A 20,681-nucleotide genomic window follows, 5' to 3' on the forward strand; every position below is an offset into this window, starting at 1 on the left:
CCCGGCGCGCCGGGCGTTCTACGGTTCGGCGCGACGCTCGAGATCTTCGACCGGGACCTCTGATTTGAGCAGCCCGCGCGAGGACAGATAGCCGCGGAAGTACTCCCGGTGTTCGGGACAGGTCAGCCAGACTTTGCGCCGCCGCGGGGTGTGCAGCTTCGGGTTGTTCCACAGCATGCCGACGGTCGCTTCGGCGCTGCAGCCCTTGCGGGAGCAGACGAGCGCCCCGACCGGATCGGGCTCACAGCTGGTCATCACGATCATCCTGTGCTGCGGGCCCCGGCCGGTCAACCCCCCACGGTTTGAGCAGTACCGCCCAGATCGCCAGGTACGCCCAGCCCATCGCCCAGCCGGCCAACACATCGGAGGGATGGTGCACATTGAGCGCCACCCGGGCAACACCAACCGCTGCCACCACCAGCACGCCGGCACAGACCGCCGCCACCCGGGCCCCGCGCCGCAGCAACGGCAGCGCCAGAGCCAGCAGGGCGCCCACCCCGACCGTCACCCCCAGGGCGTGCCCGGACGGAAACGACGACGACGATGTCGCGGCCAACGCGGTCACCGGCCGGGGCCGATCGACCGAACCCTTGGCCAGGACGGTGAGCAACCCGCTCATCTCGACCGCCACCAGCAGGAACAGCGCCGACCGCAGCCGGTGCCGCACCACCTCGACCACGACCGCGACCATGGTTAGCAGCCGGAACACCGCCGGCGCGAAAACCGTGGACAATCCGTCCCAGAACCTCACCCAGTCCGGATGCTTGATGCCGATGTCGTAACTGGCGTCCAACGCCGCGGAGTCGACGGAGGCGAGCCAGCCCCAGCCCTGCCGGTAGCCCAGCAGCATCAGGACGTAGACCGCCACCGCGGCCGCCACCGAGACCAAAGCGGTGGCACGCGCAGCCGAACGCGTCATGCGGCCCCGTCACGGCGATCGCCGCCGGCCCGCAGGTCAGGCCACGGCGGGCGGCGCAGCACCGCCAGTGATGCGATCACCGCCGACACCAGTCCGGTGATCACCCCCACCAGCGCGATCCGGTCGGCATCGACGGTTGGCACCCACTTGGCCCGGTCACCACGGATCACCACCACGCCCAGCGGCGTGGCGGTCACCGCGGCGCCATCGCGCCCGGCGGCCTGGATCCGGGCGGCCGTGATGACGGTGGCGCCGTCAGGGGTCTGGTGCGGTTCGCCGTATACCAGGCGCGCGGCGGCGTCGATGGGCGGCTGACAGAGCGGTTCGGTACGTTTCATCGCGGGTGTCCCTTCGGATGGCTCCTACCATGATCGCGTGGCCGATCCTTTCTTCAGCGCACCGGAGCGCCAAGCCGTGTACCGGGTGATCGCCGAACGGCGCGACATGCGCCGGTTCGTACCCGACAGCACAGTCGATCCACACGTGCTGGCGCGCCTGCTGGCGGCGGCACACGCCGCGCCGAGTGTGGGGCTCATGCAGCCGTGGCGATTCGTGCGGATCACCGACGACAGCCTGCGGCATGCCATCCACACCCTTGTCGACCAGGAGCGCCACCGCACCGCCCGCGCGCTCGGGCGACGGGAACAGGAATTCCTGGCACTGAAGGTGGAGGGTATCCGCGACTGCGCCGAACTGTTGGTGGTGGCGTTGCGCGAGGGCAGGCAGGCCCACATCTTCGGTCGCCGCACGTTGCCCCAGATGGATCTGGCGTCGGTGTCCTGCGCCATCCAGAACCTTTGGTTGGCCGCCCGTGCCGAGGGACTGGGCATGGGGTGGGTGTCACTGTTCGAACCGCGGCCGCTGGCGCAGCTGTTGGGCATGCCCGTCGACGCCGAGCCGGTGGCGATCCTTTGTCTGGGTCCGGTCCCGGAGTTTCCGGACCGGCCCGCACTGGAGCTCGACGACTGGGCGTACCGGAAACCTTTGAGCGAGTTCGTCTCCGAGAACAGCTGGGAGCAGGCGTGACGCACGACGACGAAGCCGCCGTGGTGCGGCGGATCTGGGCCGGACTCGGGCTGCCCGGGATCATCGATGTGCACACCCATTTCATGCCGAAGTCGGTGATGGACAAGGTGTGGAACTACTTCGACTCGGCCGGCCCGATGGTGGGTCGCAGCTGGCCCATCACCTACCGCACCGATGAGGTCCACCGGGTCGAGACGCTGCGGGCGTTCGGGGTACGCAGATTCACCTCGCTGGTCTACCCGCACAAACCGCAGATGGCCGAATGGCTCAACCAGTGGTCGACCGAATTCGCCCGGGAGACACCGGATTGTCTGGCCACCGCGACGTTCTACCCCGAGCCGGGCGCAGCCGACTACGTCGGTGCGGCGATCGCCACCGGTGCCCGGGTTTTCAAGGCGCACATCCAGGTCGGTGACTACGACCCCAATGACCCACTGCTCGACGAGGTTTGGGGCGTGATCGAGGACTCCGGAATTCCGGTCGTCATCCACTGCGGCTCGGGACCACAACCCGGACGGTTCACCGGTCCGGAGCCGATTCGGCGCCTACTGCGCCGTCATCCGCGGTTGAGCCTGATCATCGCACACATGGGCATGCCGGAATACCGTGAGTTCCTCGACATCTGCCTGGATTCGGCCGCAGTGCACCTGGACACCACGATGGCGTTCACCGCGTTCGTCGACGAACTCATGCCGTTTCCGCCCGGCGAGCAGGCGCGAGTGCGCGCCGCGGGCGACCGGATCGTGTTCGGCAGCGACTTTCCGAACATCCCGTACGGCTATCCCGATGCGCTGACCGCCATCACCGCAGTTCCCGGCATCGACGACACCTGGCTGCGGGGCGTTCTCCACGACAACGCGGCCCGGCTGTTCGCGATCGCGCTACCATCCGGTTGACGGTGCCCCGCGCCTCCACGGGGGCGACCGCACCCCGAGAAAGGCCGGCGACCGTGACCTCTGACGCCACCCCGCTGACTCCGCCCATCCCGATGCCCGACATTCCGGGCGAGGACGCCGGTGAGCACGGCCTGCCGGACCGCAGCGAGTTGTCGTTACGCGACAAGCTGATCGTCGATGTCTCGGCGGTGGCGGATATCGGCTTGCGCACCGCGGTCGCCTCCATGGTCGCCGCATCGATGATCCCGTCGGTTCTGACCACCGCGGTCGGGCGCGAGCAGTCGCGGCGGGAGCGGGAACGGCTGGCGTTCTACGCCGAGTTGGCCGCCGCGCACGACCCGGCCCGCTCGTTTCCGGCCCCGGCATCGCTGCCCCGGATCTCGTCTCGGCGGGCCAATCCGCTCGCCGAACGGGTGGCGCGCGGGGTGGTGGAGAATGTGGCGTTCCACAGTGGTTTCGAAGCGGTCAACCCGGCCATGCGGGACTCCTGGAGTGCCCTGGCCCAGAACAACACCGCCCGGTTCCAGCACTGGCGTCATGACGACGGGCCACGGCCGACGCTGTGTGTCATCCACGGGTTCATGGGGTCGGCCTATTTGTTCAACGGCCTGTTCTTCTCGTTGCCCTGGTTCTACCGATCCGGTTACGACGTCGTGCTGTTCACCCTGCCGTTCCATGGGCGGCGCGCCGAAAAGCACTCGCCGTTCAGCGGATACGGCATCTTCTCGCACGGCATGTCGGGCTTCGCCGAGGCGATGGCCCAAGCCGTCCACGACTTCCGTTCGGTGATCGACTATCTCGAGTTCACCGGCGTCGACCGCATCGCGTTGACCGGCCTGTCACTGGGTGGTTACACCAGCGCACTGCTGGCCGCCGTCGAACCCCGACTGCAGGCGGTCATCCCCAATGTTCCGGTGGTCTCGGTCGATTCGGAGATCCGGGACTGGTTTCCGGCCAATATGGTGGTACAGGCCGGGCAGCTGCTGGGCCGCGTCCCCCGGGACGACTTCACCGCCGCCACGGCCTACCACTCCCCGCTGAACTACCCGCCGCTGGTGGCAAAGGACCGGCGGCTGATCATCACCGGCCTGGGTGACCGGCTGGCGCCGCCGGAGCAGTCCGAAATGCTATGGCGGCACTGGGATCGCTGCGCACTGCACTGGTTCCCCGGCAACCACATACTGCACGTCAGCCAGCCGACCTACCTGCGCCGGATGACCGCATTCCTGCGCGGATACATGTTCTAGCGCGCGGGCACACCGGCCGCCGCGACGGGCCAGTGCAGTCCGGCGAGTTCGCCGTCTGACAGCGCGGTGTGGCCGTCGAGACGTCTCCCCGACAGCGGATGCAGGCCCAGCAGCGCGCCGCGGTGATTGCCCTGCTCGGGCACTAGTCCGGCCAGGGGGGCGGCGCCGTCCGGCGCCGACCCGGTGCGCAGTGCGCACGCCGCGGCGACGGTGAGCTGGCCGCCGTCGTCGGCGAATTCCAGTGTCGTCCAGGTCTCCCCAGCATTCGAAGCCCGGATCCGGCTCAACGTGTCCGCCAGCGCCGCATCGATCGCGACCTGGTACGCGGCGATGTGATCGCCCGAGTCGTCGACTACCGCCCGCCACGATTCCCGCGCCCCCGCGTCGATCAGCGAGGGAATCTCGTCCCCGTCGACAAGCGCGGTGTCCCAGCCGATCTCGCGGAGATGATCGGCCAGCCGCCGAGCCGCGATATCAGCGGTCCGCTGCAGCGGGATCCGCTCCGAACGGGCTTGCAGCGCCGCCAGATTCGGCGCGGCCGAATAGGTGAGGCCGATCCAGGTGTCGAAGACGGCGGCACCGCCGTCCGACCGGGCGCCGCGGCTGGTGACGCGCACGGCATCGGCCCGCAGACCGTAGCGGTTCAGATAACCGGCGATCAGCGAGAGCGGCAACGCATCCCCGGCCGCCGAGGCGGTGATCCGCAGCGCTGCCGTGGCCCGCGCACCGCCGGAGATCGCGCGCCGGCCGGTGTGCACGCCACGGCGTGAGCGCGACATGGCGAGCCGGCGGCGGACGATCGTGGTGAGATGCAGGCCCTGCCACCAGCTCAACAGCAGAAGCGTCACGGCGATACCCACGCCGAGCACCCAGCGGTCCCGGGTGGCCGGCCATGGGTAGGCCATCACCGCCGGCACGACGGCCAGCAGCACCAAAGCGATTCGCGCCGGGCCGGGCCGGGGAATGGTGGAACGGTGCGGGCTCACAGCTGGTTTTCCTTTCGTCGGCGGGCTGCCGCCGCGGCGCCGACGGCGACGGCGGCGACCAGCCCGGCCAGCAGCGCGGTTCCGGCGAAGGCCACGATCCGCGGCGCCGGGTCCTCGGGTTGCGGAGCCGGCGGTGGGGAGAGCTTCTTCGACGGTGAGTCGGCAGGATCGGCGGCCGGCGTCAGTTCCCAGGTCAGGGCGGCCACCGCGTCGATGCTGCCCGCTCCGACCAGGCCCGAGGGCGCACGGGCGCCGTTGTGGGCGGTGGAGACGATCCGGTGCGCCACCTGCATGGCATTCAGGTCGGGATAGCGGCTGCGCACCAGCGCGGCCACCCCCGCGACGTAACCGGCGGCATACCCGGTGCCGGTGAGTGGCACCAGCCTGCCCTGATTGCCGGGAAGCCCGTTGGCCAGACCGCCGTCGTCGCGGTTGCTGACCGAGACGATGTCCTCGCCCGGTGCGGCGACGCCCACCCATGGCCCCGCCATGGTGAACGCCGACGGCTGCCCCGCCGGGGACAGCGACGCCACCGACAGCACGTACGGGTGCCACCACGACGGCACCGACAGCGAGGTGACGCCCGTCCAGTTGCGCGGGTCGTGCGGCCGGCTGAGGTCGGTGAGCGGATTGGACTCGCATGCCTCGCTGCCGCCGCCGACCGATCCGGTCTGCCCGTTGTCGCCGGCGGCCGCCACGATCAGGGCGTCCTTTTCCACCGCCGCGTAGCGCAGCGCCGCGCCCAGCGCGCTCTGGTCGACGTTGCGGTCGGCCGGCAGGCAGGTCGTGGTGGAGATGGTGATGACTCGTGCACCGAGGTCGGCGGCGCGCACGATGGCCCGCGACAGGGCGGTGATGTCGACGACCACGCGAGTCGTCCGGGGGTCGTCCCCGGCCAGCCTCGGTGAGATCGTCGCCGAGGCGGTTCGCAGTGACAGCAGCCGCGCCGCCGGGGCCACCCCGGTGAAACCGTCCTGGCCCTCCGGCGCGGGCTGGCCGGCGATGATCCCGGCGACCAGCGTTCCACGTCCGTCGCAGTCGGTCAGTCCGTCGGTCGTGCCGATGTAGTCGCCGCCCGGGTCCACCGCCGGCAGCCGCGGTCCCGGCCGCACGCCGGTGTCGATGACGGCCACCGTCTGGCCCTCGCCGCGGGAGAACTGCCATGCCGCGGGGAGGTCGAGCATCCGCTGCCCGGCGGGCGCGGTGCTCACGTCGCTGCCGGGCAGCAAGCCCGAACTCGCACAGTCGGCGCGCTGCTCCATCGCCGCGACGGGGCCGGGTGCCCCGCTGGGCGGCGGGACCGTCGGGTCGACCTTCGGCGGGGTGATCGCCGACGCCGGCGGACCGGCCAGCAGCAGCGTCAATGCCACTGCCGCACCGGCCATTCCGACCTTCGTGGTGGATCTCGTCATCGAGACAGAACCCAGGCGAAGATGCCGACCAGGTAGGCCATGACCGGGATCAGGGTGGCGTCGACGCCGGAGGCCAGGAAGCCCACCAACCGCCGAACCGGCAGCGAGTAGCTGTCCGGCGATGCGACCGTCGGGCTCAGCGCGACCACCGCCCACACCGCCACCAGGGCGGCCAGTACCAGCACCGCGCCGAAGGCGGCCGCATACCGGCCGGTCGCGGCGTAGCAGACCAGCAGCACGACAGCGGTCAGGTGCGGCTGGGCCAGCAGCCACGCCTTGCACCACGCCGAATCCCACACCCGGGCGCGCAGCACCGAGGCCGCCGCGATGCCCGCGACCACGTACCAGGCCCAGCCCGAAAGTCCTTCGGGCTGCGCGGCGATGGCCACCGAACCGAGCACGGCGAGCAACACGGCACCGGCGATGAACCCGGTCTGGTGGGCGTCGGTGACCCGGACCCGGCGCGGCAGGTCTTCGAGAACGCTTTGCGGCAGCGCCGACGGGGTCGGGTCGCCCGGTGCCGGGATCACCGGCAGCGGCAGTCGCGCCCACAATGCCGAGACCTGCGGGGCGGCCACGGTGAGCAGTAGCGACGCGGTGATCAGCCCGCAGCCGAGGCTGAGGAACGGCAGCTCCCAGAACGTTTTCACAGCAGCCGCGCCCAGGACTCCGACGCCGGCGACCACTGCCGCGGTGAAGAACGCGATCCCGCGCTCACCGCGGCCGCCCAGCGGAAGGATCAGGCAGATCAACGACCACGCGCTGACGGTGGCCGCGCCCAGCACCAGGTGGGCCGGACTGAACAGGCCGGGTACCGCGAGGATGCCTGCGGCGGCGACCGGCACCAGCGCCGCGATCGACAGGGACAGCGCGGCGTCGACCGAACGCGTCCGGGCCGCCAGCGCCGCCAGAACGGTGAGCACCGCGATGGCGGCCACCGCGAACAATCCGGCGGGTTCGCCGGTGACCGCGCGGTGCGCGGTGGCCAGCCCGGTGGCCGCGAAGATCAATCCCACTCCGGCGGCCAGCGCGGCGCGCTGAATGTGGGTGGCCCCCCAGGGCTTACGCCGAGACGCCGAGAAGATGACGGCGGCGTCGGCGATGTCCTCGACGATGCCGGGAGCAGCCGGTCCGACCGGCACCGGCCGAAGCGCCAGCAGGTCGCCGTCCACCACGCCGACCGTGTCCAGGCTGGCATCCAGGCTGAACGGCGCGCCACCGACCGGCGCCAGGCTCAGGCGGGTCGTCGCACCGTCGGCGGGTTCGCTGTCATCGCCGGTGTCGGGAGCCACCAGGCGTTGCACCGCGGGCAGGATTTCGCGCAGCGGCAACTCCGCGGGTACGGCCATCTCGGTCAGTCGGCTGTCGGCCAGGACCGCGATGCGGACGATCGGCATGACGGCGCTGCTCAGCACCGGGGCGTCGGTCATTGATGTTCCCTACTCTGTTATCTGCTAGGTCAGCTGGGTGGTGAAATCTCGGGACAGTCGCTGACCGGGGAACCACTGCCCGTCGGGCAGTGTGGCGGTCAGGTGTTCGATCGCGACAGCGGTCGCGAAGTCGGTTCCGGGCCGGAAGGTCGACACCCACTCGCCGTCGAAGGCCTGCGATGGGGTGACCAGGATTCGGCCCTCGTCGGTGTCGACCAGGCTCATCCCGACCTCGGTGGTGGTGTGCCGGCCGTCCTGGGCGCAGCCCGCGACAACCTCGACATAACTGCGCGGGCCGGAGAACACCGCCTCCACGACCGGTCGCGCCGAGGCCGGAATGCCCAGGTAGTCCAGGACTTCGGCGAGTGGGGCGCCGGCGCGCAACCGCTCGTCGGCGCGCACTCCGACCCGGGCGGGCAGCGTGAACTCGTCGAACCGCGCCGGGGGGCGCTGCCGCAATCCGGCCCCGAGCACCGGGACCAGCAGCCGCGGGTCGTCGATGTCCATCGCGGTGAAGGTGACCAGTTGGGCGTTGCGCAGCGCCACCACCGTCCGGGTGTTACCGGCGCCCTGGTCGCGGCGCGCCACGATGCCGCGCAACATCTCGGTGGCCCCGCTGGACGGTGAACCCACGTAACGCAGGTCCAGCCACCGGTCCGGGAAGCACACCACCCGGATCCAGTCGGCCACGCTCCGGTTGACCGTGCCGTCCGGCGAGACGACTCCCATCTGTGTCAGTTCATCGCGCTGGCGCGCCATGAACGCACCGCGTTCCCTGGCGTCGGTGTAGGGCATGGTGATCGCCAATACCCACGGGAAAGACCCGGCGCCAACGGTTTCCGCGATGTACCAGGCCTGCTCGACGGTAAGTTCGGCAGCGTTGGGCTCAGCACCCATCGCTACGTTCTCTCGTCGAGCGGATCACCTGGGTCAGCCCCACTTGGCGGCTTCGGCGGTGTCGCGGGCGTTCATCATCAAGGTGTTGGTCTCATGCGTGCTCGCCATCGCACGATAAGCCAGCACCAACTCCTCCATCGCCTGATTCCACTGCACCTGCCACGCCTGATACGTCATCCCCGTATCGCCCTGCCACGCCGCCGACAACGCCGCCTGCTCACTGGCGATATCAGCACCCACCGCCTGCAACGTGCCCGCATACCCATTCATCTCCGCGGCATGAGCCAGCATCGCCGGGTAGTTGTACATAATCTGCGACATCAGACAAACCCTCCCTAAACCCCGGTGTAACCCGACGCCGCAGCAGCATCAGCCGCGACATAAGTACTGCCCGCATCAGCCAGATTCACCTGCGCCATATCCAGCAACGCATTCACCCGCGCCGCCATCGCCACAAACCGCGCATGCGACCCCTGAAACGCCGCCGCCGCCTCACCGACATGAAACGCCTGCGCCGACAACGCCGCCTGCTCGGCCTGCGCCATCGTCGAACGCATCAACGCCGCCTTAGCCCCAAACGCCGACTCCGACGCCACCAACTGCGGAATATGGGCATCCAACAAACTCATCACCGCACTCCTTTCTCTTCCTTGGACTCTTCTACTTCGACACTTCTACTTCGACTCCGACGCCGGATCGTCCGGGTCGTTCTCACTCCAGGTGTCCGGCAACATCGGCACATTGGGTCCGCCCCCGAATCCGTCGCCGGCCAACGTGGCCAGCCCGGACGCCGTCGCAGCGCGGCGCTGGCCCACGGTTCCGGTGAAACCGAGCGGACCGGCCCCGCGGTCCGAACCCGCCGCAGCAGGCGCCGGCACGGGCTCTTCCGCCGGTCCGGAGCTCGGACCGGAATCCATATCCATGTATTCGTCGGCGTGGTCGTGCAGTACGGCGCGCCGGCGCCGCCGCGCCCGGGCCTTGTCGCGCGCCGCGCTGCCTACCGCCGCGGCGGCCGCGGGCACCCGCGAGGCCGGTGCCTGCGCCTTGTTCCGGTCGGTCAGGGTCGGACCCAGACCGGCGCCGGGATCGCCACCGGCAACCAGGTAGCCGAATCCCATCACGCCCGCCGCAGGGGGCGGCGGCGCGACCGCCGAGGTGGCCGGAGCAACCGGCACACCCGGCGCACCGGGCGTGGCGATGCCGGAGCTGAAGCCCGCCACCACCGCCTTGGGCTGATCACCCGACGGGTTGGCCGCGTTCGGCACGGACTCGGCGACGCCCTCGGGTGCGCCTTCTTCGCCCAGGTTGGCCAGATAGCTCAGTCCGACGCCGAGCACGATCGGCACCAGGATCGAGGCGCCCAGCATCACCCCCCAGAAGGTGAAGCCGAACGGGATGAAGAACGCCTCGTAGGCGATGAAGAACAGCAGCGGGAACCAGGTCACCAAGGCGCTGGGGCTGCTCATGATCTCCCGGATCACTCCGGCCGGATCCTGCAGCAGCTGGCCGAGCTGGTTGAACAGCTGGGTGAAGAAATCCGCGCCGCCCGGAGTGTCCGCCGCCGGTTGCGCCGAGTCGGCTTTGACCACCGGAGGTGCTTGGACCGTGCGCGGCGCCGACGCCAGCGCGGCACCGGATACCGCATGGTAGGTGCTCATGGTGGTGGCCGCCTGGATCCACATCCGGACGTAGTCGGCTTCGTTGAGCGCAATCGGGATCGTGTTGATACCAAAGAAATTGGTGGCGACCAACACCCCGTGCGTCATGTGGTTGGCGGTCAGCTCCGCCAGCGTCGGCATCGACGCCAGCGCGCTGGCGTAGGCCGAGGCCGCCACCTCGTGCTGGGCGGCCACTCCGGCGCTGTCCGCGCTGGCCTTACCCAGCCACGCCAGGTACGGCACGTGAGCCGCCAGGTACTGCTCGGCGCTGGGGCCCTGCCAGGCGCCGCTCTGCACCGCACCGAGCAGCGTGGTCAATTCGTCTGCGACCGTGGCGTACTCGACGCTCAGCGCATTCCACACCCCGGCAGCGCTCAGCAGCGGACCCGGGCCGGGGCCGCTGCTCAGCAATGCTGAATGCACCTCCGGAGGGGAGGCGATCCAGACCGGGGCGGAGATCATCAGACGCTGCCGCCGCCATAGGTCGCAGCGGCCGCACCGTCGCCGACGGCGTAGTTGACGCCGGACTCCCCCACACCGACACCGGCGCGGCCGAGTTCGGTGGCGCCCTGGGCGGCCACCGCGGCGTGTTCGCTGCCCTGGGCACTGAAACCGGCGGCGGTCTGCAGCGAGACCGGGTCGGCCGCCGGCGGCAGCACCGCGGTGATCAGCGGGGCGGCACTGGCCTGCGCGGCCGCCAGACGGGCGGTCAACGCCTCGACCGCTGCACTGGCCGCGGCGAGACCTTCCGGAACCACATTGAGCGTCATGACAATTTCTCCTTCCGCACTTCGATGCGCATCAGCGCGTCAGACTCTGGCTGAACAACGGATTGACCAACTGCAGGTAGGTGGGTTCGTCGCCGTCGCCGAGCAGCATCGCCCGGCCCGCCGGCAACCGGCCGAAGCGCTGGCCGCGGATCTTGCCGCTGTCAGCGGGGTTGCCCGAGAGCATCAGCGTGGTGGCCTGCAGGTCGTTGAGGCGCCGCAGCAGCGGGTTGGTCATCAACGCGTGGGCCGAGCCGGTGGCCCGGCCGGTGACGATCACCCGCAGCCCCAGATCATTGGCCTGGGACAGCAGCCCGATCAGGTTGGTCCACGGCCGCTGACCCGCGTACGGCCCGCTCAGCGCCGGGGAGTCCGGGATGGAGTCGACGTCGTCGATGATCAGGTAGTGGGTGTGGCCCTGGTAGCTCCACCCGGCCAGATCCGCCGCCGACAGCCCGGCCGGTGGCCGGCGCGAGCCGATCAGCGCGGACAGGCCCAGCATCGCCGGGATCACCCGGTCGATGTTGGCGGTGTACTCGTTGTCGGCGAACAGCGGTTCGTCGACCAGGTGCAGGCGGCGATCCAGCACGGTGAAGGCCACCTGCTCGGCGGTGCTGTTCTCCCGCACGGTGCGGATGATGTGCCGCAACAGGGTGGTCTTGCCGGACTTGGCATCCCCGAGCACCATCACCAGCGGGTTGTCGGTGAAGTCCACCTCCACCGGAGCGAGGTCTTCTTCGCGCACACCGATCACGATGCGTTCCGGTGCCGGCCACAGCGTCCCGACCTCTTCGGGCGCCAGGTTCGTCGGCAGCAGCCGCACCGGTGGGGCGGCCAGCCCGGGGTGACGCGCGTTGATCTCGGCGATCTGGCCCAGATCGGGTTGGGCGATCAAGAAGTGCTCGGCGGCCATGGTCAGGCCGCGGCCCGGCTGGTTGGCCGGCACGGCCTCGGCCGGGCGGGTCAGGGCCCCGGCCACCCGCACATTGCTGTCCCGCGGGTCGTGCAGCTTGAGCTCCAGACGCAGCCCCAGGCCGTCACGCATCGCCAGCGGCACCTCCAGCCAGCTCGGGGTGGTGACCACGACGTGGATGCCGTAGGCCAGCCCGACGTTGACCAGCTCGGTCACCTTGGCCAGCAACGGGTTACGGGTATTGAACGCATCGGTGTTGTCCCGGCTGAACGCATACAGGTTGTCGATGACCAGGAAGACCTCGCCGTAACCGTCGTTGAGCGAGCCGATGCTGCCGTCCCGGAACGCCTCGCGCTGCTGGCGGGCGGTCAACAACTGCTCGAGCTCACCGAAGGTGCGGCGGATCCGCTCGGGCTCCAACCCCGAGGCCACACTGCCGACGTGCGCGAGGTCCTGCAGGGCGCGCAGCTGCCCGCCACCGTAGTCCAGGCAGTAGAAACTCACCTCGCGCGGCGAGTGCAGCTGCGCCGCCGACATGATGAATGTCTGCAATGCGGTGGTCTTTCCCGACTTGGGGCCACCGTGGATGAGCATGTTGCCGCTGGCCGAGCGGGCATCGAACACCAGCGGGTCACGACGCATGTCGAACGGCTTGTCGATCTCACCCAGCGGCCAGCGCAGCTGCCGCTCGCCGACGCCGGCCCGGGCCAGCGCCGCGTTCAGCGGGATCGTCTCGTCCAGCGGCGGCAGCCACAGCACCGGTGCCTGCGGCCCGTAGTTGGCCAGCTGGTCGCCGATCGTGGCGATCAGCTTGCGCGGCGGGGCGTGCGTCTCATCGTCGGGCTCGGTCACCACGGTGGTCTCGGCACCGGAGGCGACCGCACCGGCGGTGAACAGCTTGGGCTCGGGAATCGCATGCATCACCACGGCCCGGGACTGCCGCGGCGGGTCATAGATGCCGTCGACGTAGGTGCTGCGGAACTTGATCGGCGCCGCGCCCGGTGCGGGCACCAAAAAGCCTTCGCCCTTGTGCTCCTTGCCGGACTCGATGTGATAGGCGTCCTCGACCCCGATGATCTGGCGCGACACACTCGGCGAGGCGACCTTCAACCCGATGCGATACGAGGTGTTCTTGTCGATGTCCTTGATCTTGCCGACATCCAAAGTCTGCGAGGCGAACAGGATGTGGATCCGAAACGAACGGCCCTTGCGCGCAACGTAGTCGAACAGCTCGGCGTACTCCGGGTGATCGGCCAGCATCAAGGTGAACTCGTCAGCGACGATGAACAGCGTCGGGATCGGCGCCAGATCATGCCCGGCCGCGATCGCCGCCTCGTACTCGGTCACCGAGTTGAACGCACTGCCCTGGACCTGGCGGCCGGCCTCGCGCAGCAACAGCTCACGCCGCGCCACCTCACCACGCAGGGTGTCGGCGAACCGCTCCGCCAGCGACTTCTTCTCCGCCATATTCGAGATGACGGCGACGACCTGTGGGAAGTGCCGGAAGATGTCGGCGCCGGCCTCACCCTTGAAGTCGGCGTAGATCACGATCAGCCGGTCGGCCGAGTGCGTCGTCAGCAGCGCCAGCAGGATCGCCATCAGGGTCTGCGACTTACCCGAACCGGTCATGCCGATCATCAACCCGTGCGGGCCCATGCCGCCCTCGGCCTCATCCTTGAGGTCGAAGATCAGCGGCTCACCGGTCGCGGTGACCCCGATCGGAACCCGCAGTTCCTCGTCGCGGCTGCGTGGCGCCCACAACGCGGGCACGTCGAGGCGCGAAGCGTCGGCAATACCCAGCAGCGTGGTGAAGCTGGCGCCGCGGGTGCCCGCCGAACGCAGCCCGGCATGGGTCGGGTTGGAGTCCCACCGCGACAGCCGCCGCGCCAAATGCGCCGCCTCTTCGACGGTCAACGCGTCGGCCTGATCCACGTAGCGCTGCCAGCCGCCGGTCTGCCAGCGGTCGATGAACTTCCCCCCGGCACTGATCCGCAGGATCGGGCGCTCGGGGTCGGAATACTGCTCGCGGTTGGGTGCGACCCTGCCGCGCTGCACGATGGTGACCCCGGCGCGGGCGGCCCCCAACACCGAGGCGGCCACGTCGAAGTCCGGGTCATCGATGATCACCAGCAGATGCCGGCCCGACTCGGCCGGCTCGCCGGTGAACGCCGGACGCTCGGCCAGCACCGGCGCCAACAACCCCACCAACTCCTCGGCGCTGCCGGCCAGGTAGCGGGCCGGGCCGACGCCATCGACAGAACCCGGAATATCCACCTGCGGCAACCACTTCAGCCATGACCAGGCCGGGCTCTCCAGCTCCGGCGAGGCCAGCGCCACCCCGAGCATGGTCGGGTCGTGCCAGGTGACGGCCTGGGCGACCCAGGCCCGTATTGCACCCGCGACGTCTTCGGCGGCACCGTCCTTCTCGGCCAGCACGGTGATCCGGGAGACCTTCGTCAGGTCCAGCCCGACCGGTACGTCGCGCACGGTGCGCTGGGTGTCGAGCAGGCTGCGTAATGCGCTGTGCGACACCGGCTCCAGATCGATCTCGTCGGCGGTGTCGGTGACCCGCACCGCACTGGCCAACGGCACCGAATGCCGCCCGGTGCGCACCACCAGGAAGTCCTCGTCGTGCGGATCACGCTCCCACTGCCGGCGCGAACCGGGAACGACGGCCAGCTCCGACGGGTCGGGGTGCGACCACTCGGCGGCGGCGCGCTGCTTGGCGGCCGAACCCCGGATGTTGTCCCGGACCACCGACAGATACCGCAGATAGTCGGCCCGCTCAGCATCGACCTCGACGGTGCGGGCCTTCTTGTCCCCACCGCGATAGATACCCGCCGCCGCGACCAGCAGAGCGAACGGGAAGAACAGCATCACCGGCGAGATCAACCGCATACCGGTGGCGACCATCGCGATCACCATGCCGACGATCAGGATCACGATCACCACCGGCAGCGCCCGCTGCAGGAACGACGCCGGTACCACCCGCGGCAACTCCGGCGGCGGCTCGATGGTGATGGTGCCCTTGTCGGTGGGCGGCGCCGGCAGCCGACGACGCGCCTCAAAAATCAAACGACTCATCGGGTCTCTCCCCCGGTAGTGGCGCCCAGATCGGCCGTAGCGCGGCGGACGGGCCGTTGGTCCGGCGCCAGCCCGTCGTGGGCCAGCAGCGCGTCGGAGCGCGACAAGGTCGGTCCAAGGGCGAACTGCGACAGCACCGACCACGGAATGGGCAGTGCGGGCTGGCTCAACCCGAGCGCGGACACGGTGTCACCGTCACCACCGGTGGTACCGCCTTCGGTGTTGACCCCGTAGCGCACCCCGGTGTCGGAGATCCAGAAGAGTGGGCCCGCAGTGGGATTGGCGGTGGGGTCGCTGTTGACACTCTGGGTGAAGTAGCCGGTGCCCGGGTCCAGGGCGACCCGGGCGGCCGTCCCGCCGACACCGGCGCCGACCAGATCCAGGGTGCGCACGCCGTCGCGCAGCGGCAGCGAGGAGCCGGACAGCAGCGTCAGCGAGCTGGTACTGGCCCCGGCGGCCCGGCTCCAGTGCGCACAGGTGAGCGGGTCGGCCACCGGATCGGTGAGGCTGACCGGTTTCTCGGGGAAGCGGGAGGTGTCCAGCGCGTGCGACACCGGCAGTCGCGCGATGTCGTCGGCGCCGAGCAGCGGCGGCTTCTCCAGCCCGTGCGAGTCGGTGTTACGCAGCACCGCCGCGAGCACCCCGGAGATCGGCTGCAGGCCGTCCGGCAACACCGCGTAGTAGCGCACGGTCGCCTCCGAGCCGCCCTCCAAGGTGTGCGCCGCCACGACCGCGCCGATCGGAGCGTCGGCCGGCAGGTCGAACGACGGCTTGTCGCCGGCGCCGGGGATCAGCGGTGCCGTCAGCGCGGGCGCCTCCGGGATCACGTTGAACAGGCCCGTCGAGATCGAACGCGGCGTGGGGACGGCCGAGCCCCGCTCACCGATCCCGAGGGCACCGGTGATGGCACGGTCGGACAGATCGATCCGGCTGCGCTTGCCCTCCCACAGCAGCCAGGCGCCCGCACCGTTGTCGGCCAGCACCGCCTGCTGTGCGTCGAGCGCGCCGGCGCGGGATCCGCCGTCGCCCGGCGGCCCGGCGATCACCGTCACCCCGGCGGCCGTACCGGCCACCGAGTCGCACACCGTCCAGTCCGCGTCACGGCTGGCGTTCTGCACCATCCGCTCCGGGGCGCCCGGAATGCCGATCAGGTTGCCGCGCGGAATCTTATCCAGCCCAGTGCTTTTCACCGCGGTTGGGTTGACCGGGCGCCCGACGATCAGCCGGGCGGAGGTCAGGTTCAGCACCGGGTGCAGCTGGTCGCCGACCCGCACGTACAGCGCCGAAGTCGACTTGTCCGCCAGCACCGGGTCGTTGGCGGCCGCACTGTTGGGCCAGATCAGGGTGAACACAAAGCAGCCGCCCGCCACGGTGGCCAGCACCAGCAGGCCCATCAGGACCGCACGGGCCTGCGAGCGAAGCGGCTCCACCAGCATCCGGGTGTCGTGCAGGGCGACGCCCGAGGCGATCCGCCGCATCACGAACCGCCAGCCGCTGACCTGATGCTTGGTGACGAAACCCCGCCGGTACTCGACCCGGTCGGGGTTCTCGTTGACCGGGGTGCGCGAGGCGAACGAACGCCGCTCCTCATCGCTGCGGTCGGGCTGAGCGCCGCTCACGCGTTCGCCTCCAGACCCAGGCCACGCAGCAACGGCGTCACCGAGTTACGGACATCTTCGGTAGTGATGGTCATGAGCTCCTCATCGGTGAACACACCGGTACCGGACTGTTCGGAATGGTCGAGCCGGAACTCGCGCTCCTCCTCGGAGCGCTCCACCAGGTTCCGGACGAACCGGCCGTTGCCGGCGATGTCGAGGCTGCGCCGGGCGATCCCGTTGGCGTCGGGGTGCGACGCCTCGGCCAGCTGGCCGAAGAGCGCCTGCATCTCCTCCAGCGCGGACTGCTCGAAGCGGCTGTCGCGCTGCTCGGCCATCTTGTAGGCGATCTCGACCAGCTCCGGCGGTTGGTAGGACGGAAAATCGATGCTGCGGGTGAACCGCGACCGCAGACCTTCGTTGGTGTCCAGGAACCGGTCCAGGTCGGCGCGGTAGCCGGCGACGATCACCACCAGGCGATCGCGGTCGTTTTCCATCCGCGCCAGCAGGGTGTCGATGGCGACCAGCCCGAAGTCGTTCTTGGCGCCGGTTGCCACCAGCGCGTAGGCCTCGTCGAGGAACAGCACGCCGTCCAGCGCACTGTCGATGATCGCGTTGGTCTTGGCCTCGGTCTCCCCGATGTGCTGGCCGATCAGGTCGGCACGGTGCACCTCTTTGATGTTCTCTTTCTTCAACAGCCCCAGGCCGCAGTAGATCTTTGCCACCACGCGGGCGATGGTGGTCTTACCGGTCCCGGGAGGGCCGGCGAATACCAGGTGGTGGGTGCGCTGGCCGACGGCCAGTCCGTGCTGCTTGCGCACCACCTCCATGGCCACCGAGCTTTTGAGCCGCTGCACCTGGTTCTTGACCTCGGACAGGCCGATGAACTCTCCGAGTTCACGTTCGGCCTCGGCCAGCAGTTCGGCCTTGCGTTCGTGGGCGGCCGGGTCGATGAAGTCCTCGGCGCTCGGCTCGGTCTCGGGGTCCCAGGGATCGGTCCGCGCCTCGATCCGCGCCGCGGTGGTCGTGACGATCCCGAAGCTGGTGTCCAACAACGCATGTTGAACCTGCTCGTTCTCCGGGTCGGCGGCGTAGAGGTCCTGCAGCACCTCGGCGGCCGTCTCGTCGTCGCCCTGCGCCCGCAGGATCAGTCCCTTGGCCAGGGCCCCGTCGGTTGCGGCCACGGCGATCGGCCCTTCCGGCTCCTCCAGATAGGACAACGCCGGGGCGTACATGCCCAGCCGGGCCAGCGCGATGCCGAGGGCGATCTTGGCGGCGTGGGTGAACAGCTCGTCGCGGTCGGGGTCGTTGACTATCGGGGTCAGCATTTTGACCATGTCCGACCAGCGCCCGGCGTGGTGGTTCACCGCGATCGCCAGCCAGCGCGCGTCGTTCCAGTCCGGACGCCGCTGCGTGATCTCGGCGACCAGCTCGTTGGCCTCCGCGCAGCGGCCCGCCATCGCCAGCTGGGCGGCATGCGCAAGGTGGAAGTCGTCGGCTTCGGTGGCGCGCAGCTTCAAGTACAGGCCGGTGTCGTAATGGAAGCCCAGCGCGCCCTGCGGCAGGTCCAGACGCCGCTGCAGCGCCCCGGCGGTGGCGGCGGTCTGGGAGGCGGCGGCCAGCACCCGCGGCGACTGGTCGCCGGCGGCGGCCAGGCCGGTCCAGGCGTCGCACTGCTCGTGCGCGACCCGGGTCAGCGCGGTGAAGCCGGTGCGGGCCGCGGCCAGGTCGGCCGGCCGTTGCCGCTGGTAGACGGGGATACCCAGGGCACGGCAGCAGGTGGCGAACCGGCTGAGGGTTTCCTCGTCAACCCGTGGTTGCGGTGTCAACAGAGCCGCGTCACCGTTGTTCATGCGTGGCTCGCCCCTTCACCAGTGTTGCCTAAGCTAACTCGGCTGAAGTTAGCATTGCATAAGCTAACTGTCGAGGTCGGTCGGGACGATCGTCGAGTGGCTTCCGTCACCGCGCGTGGCGCTTGGTCGGCAGGTAGAGCCGGCACCCAAGCACCGGCATCGGTCCAACCCATTACCGCTCCTTATTGAAAATCATTTTCGATTGCGTGGCACGTTACCGCATCCGCGGCTGGTTGGCGAAGGCGGTTTGACGTTCTCGGCGATCCCTACCGTTTGATCGCCCGGACCAGTGAGTTCCGCGCGATCATCGGGCCAGCCTCGCTGTCCGGACCCGGAATCGGGCGGCCCAGCTCGCGCAGGTAGTCCGCCAACGGCGTCGCCACCGCGGTCCAGCCCCGCGCGCCGAACCACTCATCGGCCGGCGCACAGCGCTCGTTGTAGACCAACCGGTGGAAGGTGCGACTGTCGTCGTCGGCCGCCACTTCGGCCTCCACCGCCGCGGCGAAGTCCTCGTCGGACAGCGGGGCGCCGTCCTCGACCGCTACCTGGCTGCCCGGAGCGGCCAGGCCGTCGATGCCGGTGAACAACTGCTCCTGCGCGTCAGCCGGCAGATAGACCAGCACGCCCTCGGCGATCCAGGCCGAGGGCTGGGCCGGATCGAAGCCACTGGCGACAAGCGCCGCGGGCCAGTCTTCGCGAAGATCGACGGCGACCTCGCGCCGCTCCGCCGTCGGCCGGATGCCGCGCTGCGAGAGTACGTAACTCTTGTAGGCCAGCACCTGGGGCTGGTCCAGTTCGAAGATCGTCGTCCCGTCCGGCCAGTCCAATCGGTAGGCCCGGGAGTCGAGCCCGGCCGCCAGCATGACCACCTGGCGCACCCCGGCGTCGGCGGCGCGGCGGAAGTAGTCGTCGAAGTAGCGGGTACGCGCGCCCTGGAAGTTGACAAAGTGCTCGCCGAAATCACTGGTCAACAGTCGATGATCGGGCAGGTTGCCCTCCACCACCGCTTGCCAGTCCCCGCCCGCTGCCCGGCAGAACACCTCCGCATAAGGATCGACCACCACCGGATCGGGCTTGCGGGCCTCTAACGCCCTGGCGGCGGCCACCCGCAACGCGGTCATGCCCACACTCGTGGTGATGTCCCAACTGTCACCTTCACTGCGCATCTCAGGCATTCCAGTGACCCTACGCCGCTGTAACCAGCGAGGAATCCCCGATTACTCGCGGTCCCCGACCGGTCAGCCCCACTTGGCGGCTTCGGCGGTGTCGCGGGCGTTCATCATCAAGGTGTTGGTCTCATGCGTGCTCGCCATCGCACGATAAGCCAGCACCAACTCCTCCATCGCCTGATTCCACTGCACCTGCCACGCCTGATACGTCATCCCCGTATCGCCCTGCCACGCCGCCGACAACGCCGCCTGCTCACTGGCGATATCAGCACCCACCGCCTGCAACGTGCCCGCATACCCATTCATCTCCGCGGCATGAGCCAGCATCGCCGGGTAGTTGTACATAATCTGCGACATCAGACTGTGTTCCTTTCTCTGGCCCCGATATCCCTTAAACCCCGGTGTAACCCGACGCCGCAGCAGCATCAGCCGCGACATAAGTACTGCCCGCATCAGCCAGATTCACCTGCGCCATATCCAGCAACGCATTCACCCGCGCCGCCATCGCCACAAACCGCGCATGCGACCCCTGAAACGCCGCCGCCGCCTCACCGACATGAAACGCCTGCGCCGACAACGCCGCCTGCTCGGCCTGCGCCATCGTCGAACGCATCAACGCCGCCTTAGCCCCAAACGCCGACTCCGACGCCACCAACTGCGGAATATGGGCATCCAACAAACTCATCACCGCACTCCTTTCTCCACTACCGGTTAGTCGCGAACCACGCCGGTCCGGTTCCCGGGCCGCGACAAGTCGCTGCCCGCGTCGTCGCGGAGTCGCTGCGGCACTGGAATGACGGTACGCCCGGGGACGTCGGTCAGGTCAACA

At 69.4% G+C, this 20,681-nt stretch carries 20 protein-coding genes; 3 read left to right on the forward strand and 17 right to left on the reverse strand.

Features of this window, described 5'->3' with window-relative positions:
- Positions 1 to 18 precede the first annotated feature (18 nt).
- Genes G6N23_RS18715 through G6N23_RS18725 form a run of 3 tightly spaced genes read right to left on the reverse strand, consistent with a single transcriptional unit; the run spans position 19 to position 1,257 of the window.
- Positions 19 to 255 carry a hypothetical protein gene (locus tag G6N23_RS18715; protein ID WP_085260897.1) on the reverse strand — a complete coding sequence of 79 codons (237 nt, stop codon included), beginning with the start codon at positions 253 to 255 and terminating at the stop codon, positions 19 to 21.
- On the reverse strand, positions 242 to 919 hold the full coding sequence (locus G6N23_RS18720) for a phosphatase PAP2 family protein (RefSeq protein ID WP_085260684.1): 678 nt from the start codon (positions 917 to 919) through the stop codon (positions 242 to 244). Before G6N23_RS18720 ends, G6N23_RS18715 begins: the two co-directional genes overlap by 14 nt.
- Positions 916 to 1,257 (reverse strand): hypothetical protein, encoded by a 342-nt coding sequence (locus G6N23_RS18725; RefSeq protein WP_085260683.1) that lies wholly within the window; start codon positions 1,255 to 1,257, stop codon positions 916 to 918. The genes G6N23_RS18720 and G6N23_RS18725 overlap by 4 nt, the downstream gene beginning before the upstream one ends.
- Before the next feature lie 106 nt (positions 1,258 to 1,363).
- Between G6N23_RS18725 and bluB the strand changes: the two genes are divergently transcribed.
- Genes bluB through G6N23_RS18740 form a run of 3 tightly spaced genes read left to right on the forward strand, consistent with a single transcriptional unit; the run spans position 1,364 to position 4,088 of the window.
- Positions 1,364 to 1,945: a 5,6-dimethylbenzimidazole synthase gene (bluB, locus tag G6N23_RS18730; protein WP_234808603.1), complete on the forward strand. Its 582-nt coding sequence runs from the start codon at positions 1,364 to 1,366 to the stop codon at positions 1,943 to 1,945.
- Entirely contained in the window at positions 1,942 to 2,841 is a 900-nt protein-coding gene (locus G6N23_RS18735; RefSeq protein WP_085260681.1) for an amidohydrolase family protein, read from the forward strand. Before bluB ends, G6N23_RS18735 begins: the two co-directional genes overlap by 4 nt.
- Before the next feature lie 53 nt (positions 2,842 to 2,894).
- Positions 2,895 to 4,088 carry an alpha/beta hydrolase family protein gene (locus tag G6N23_RS18740; RefSeq protein WP_085260680.1) on the forward strand — a complete coding sequence of 398 codons (1,194 nt, stop codon included), beginning with the start codon at positions 2,895 to 2,897 and terminating at the stop codon, positions 4,086 to 4,088.
- Here G6N23_RS18740 and eccE read toward each other — a convergent pair.
- From eccE to G6N23_RS18810, 14 genes are all read right to left on the reverse strand, one after another.
- Complete coding sequence (gene eccE / locus G6N23_RS18745) at positions 4,085 to 5,074, reverse strand: type VII secretion protein EccE (protein ID WP_085260679.1); 990 nt, start codon at positions 5,072 to 5,074, stop codon at positions 4,085 to 4,087. The genes G6N23_RS18740 and eccE overlap by 4 nt on opposite strands.
- Entirely contained in the window at positions 5,071 to 6,486 is a 1,416-nt protein-coding gene (gene mycP, locus G6N23_RS18750) for a type VII secretion-associated serine protease mycosin (protein WP_085260678.1), read from the reverse strand. Before mycP ends, eccE begins: the two co-directional genes overlap by 4 nt.
- Positions 6,483 to 7,916 (reverse strand): type VII secretion integral membrane protein EccD, encoded by a 1,434-nt coding sequence (gene eccD, locus G6N23_RS18755; protein ID WP_095173678.1) that lies wholly within the window; start codon positions 7,914 to 7,916, stop codon positions 6,483 to 6,485. Before eccD ends, mycP begins: the two co-directional genes overlap by 4 nt.
- Positions 7,917 to 7,940: 24 nt before the next feature.
- A complete protein-coding gene (locus G6N23_RS18760) occupies positions 7,941 to 8,813 on the reverse strand; it encodes an ESX secretion-associated protein EspG (RefSeq protein WP_085260677.1) in 873 nt (290 codons plus the stop codon).
- Positions 8,814 to 8,846: 33 nt separating this feature from the next.
- A complete protein-coding gene (locus G6N23_RS18765; protein ID WP_085260670.1) occupies positions 8,847 to 9,134 on the reverse strand; it encodes a WXG100 family type VII secretion target in 288 nt (95 codons plus the stop codon).
- 14 nt (positions 9,135 to 9,148) lie between these two features.
- Entirely contained in the window at positions 9,149 to 9,442 is a 294-nt protein-coding gene (locus tag G6N23_RS18770; RefSeq protein WP_085260669.1) for a type VII secretion protein EsxS, read from the reverse strand.
- Between the two features lie 45 nt (positions 9,443 to 9,487).
- Complete coding sequence (locus G6N23_RS18775; protein WP_179961164.1) at positions 9,488 to 10,930, reverse strand: PPE family protein; 1,443 nt, start codon at positions 10,928 to 10,930, stop codon at positions 9,488 to 9,490.
- A 2-nt stretch (positions 10,931 to 10,932) separates the two neighbouring features.
- Positions 10,933 to 11,241 (reverse strand): PE family protein, encoded by a 309-nt coding sequence (locus G6N23_RS18780; RefSeq protein WP_085260675.1) that lies wholly within the window; start codon positions 11,239 to 11,241, stop codon positions 10,933 to 10,935.
- Between the two features lie 31 nt (positions 11,242 to 11,272).
- A complete protein-coding gene (eccCa, locus tag G6N23_RS18785; RefSeq protein WP_085260674.1) occupies positions 11,273 to 15,235 on the reverse strand; it encodes a type VII secretion protein EccCa in 3,963 nt (1,320 codons plus the stop codon).
- Positions 15,232 to 16,854, reverse strand: coding sequence for a type VII secretion protein EccB (eccB, locus tag G6N23_RS18790; RefSeq protein ID WP_085260673.1), 1,623 nt, complete (start codon positions 16,852 to 16,854; stop codon positions 15,232 to 15,234). The genes eccCa and eccB overlap by 4 nt, the downstream gene beginning before the upstream one ends.
- The gene (eccA, locus tag G6N23_RS18795; protein WP_085260672.1) at positions 16,851 to 18,683 is read right to left on the reverse strand and encodes a type VII secretion AAA-ATPase EccA; all 1,833 of its coding nucleotides are present in this window, start codon (positions 18,681 to 18,683) and stop codon (positions 16,851 to 16,853) included. Before eccA ends, eccB begins: the two co-directional genes overlap by 4 nt.
- Positions 18,684 to 18,949: 266 nt before the next feature.
- Positions 18,950 to 19,849, reverse strand: coding sequence for a class I SAM-dependent methyltransferase (locus G6N23_RS18800; RefSeq protein ID WP_085260671.1), 900 nt, complete (start codon positions 19,847 to 19,849; stop codon positions 18,950 to 18,952).
- A 72-nt stretch (positions 19,850 to 19,921) separates the two neighbouring features.
- Entirely contained in the window at positions 19,922 to 20,209 is a 288-nt protein-coding gene (locus G6N23_RS18805) for a WXG100 family type VII secretion target (RefSeq protein ID WP_085260670.1), read from the reverse strand.
- Between the two features lie 34 nt (positions 20,210 to 20,243).
- Positions 20,244 to 20,537, reverse strand: a complete 294-nt coding sequence (locus G6N23_RS18810; protein ID WP_085260669.1) for a type VII secretion protein EsxS — start codon at positions 20,535 to 20,537, stop codon at positions 20,244 to 20,246.
- Positions 20,538 to 20,681: the final 144 nt, after the last annotated feature.

This window comes from Mycolicibacter terrae (assembly GCF_010727125.1).
GTDB classification, from domain to species: domain Bacteria; phylum Actinomycetota; class Actinomycetes; order Mycobacteriales; family Mycobacteriaceae; genus Mycobacterium; species Mycobacterium terrae.

Excerpts from the sequence above, each read along its gene's own strand:
- eccCa (WP_085260674.1), bottom strand. The coding sequence starts at position 15,235 with ATGAGTCGTTTGATTTTTGAGGCGCGTCGTCGGCTGCCGGCGCCGCCC.
- G6N23_RS18805 (WP_085260670.1), bottom strand. The coding sequence starts at position 20,209 with ATGTCGCAGATTATGTACAACTACCCGGCGATGCTGGCTCATGCCGCG.
- G6N23_RS18765 (WP_085260670.1), bottom strand. The coding sequence starts at position 9,134 with ATGTCGCAGATTATGTACAACTACCCGGCGATGCTGGCTCATGCCGCG.
- bluB (WP_234808603.1), top strand. The coding sequence starts at position 1,364 with ATGCGCCGGTTCGTACCCGACAGCACAGTCGATCCACACGTGCTGGCG.
- G6N23_RS18780 (WP_085260675.1), bottom strand. The coding sequence starts at position 11,241 with ATGACGCTCAATGTGGTTCCGGAAGGTCTCGCCGCGGCCAGTGCAGCG.
- eccD (WP_095173678.1), bottom strand. The coding sequence starts at position 7,916 with ATGACCGACGCCCCGGTGCTGAGCAGCGCCGTCATGCCGATCGTCCGC.
- eccA (WP_085260672.1), bottom strand. The coding sequence starts at position 18,683 with ATGAACAACGGTGACGCGGCTCTGTTGACACCGCAACCACGGGTTGAC.
- G6N23_RS18760 (WP_085260677.1), bottom strand. The coding sequence starts at position 8,813 with ATGGGTGCTGAGCCCAACGCTGCCGAACTTACCGTCGAGCAGGCCTGG.
- mycP (WP_085260678.1), bottom strand. The coding sequence starts at position 6,486 with ATGACGAGATCCACCACGAAGGTCGGAATGGCCGGTGCGGCAGTGGCA.
- G6N23_RS18810 (WP_085260669.1), bottom strand. The coding sequence starts at position 20,537 with ATGAGTTTGTTGGATGCCCATATTCCGCAGTTGGTGGCGTCGGAGTCG.
- G6N23_RS18720 (WP_085260684.1), bottom strand. The coding sequence starts at position 919 with ATGACGCGTTCGGCTGCGCGTGCCACCGCTTTGGTCTCGGTGGCGGCC.
- G6N23_RS18800 (WP_085260671.1), bottom strand. The coding sequence starts at position 19,849 with ATGCGCAGTGAAGGTGACAGTTGGGACATCACCACGAGTGTGGGCATG.
- G6N23_RS18770 (WP_085260669.1), bottom strand. The coding sequence starts at position 9,442 with ATGAGTTTGTTGGATGCCCATATTCCGCAGTTGGTGGCGTCGGAGTCG.
- G6N23_RS18725 (WP_085260683.1), bottom strand. The coding sequence starts at position 1,257 with ATGAAACGTACCGAACCGCTCTGTCAGCCGCCCATCGACGCCGCCGCG.
- G6N23_RS18715 (WP_085260897.1), bottom strand. The coding sequence starts at position 255 with ATGACCAGCTGTGAGCCCGATCCGGTCGGGGCGCTCGTCTGCTCCCGC.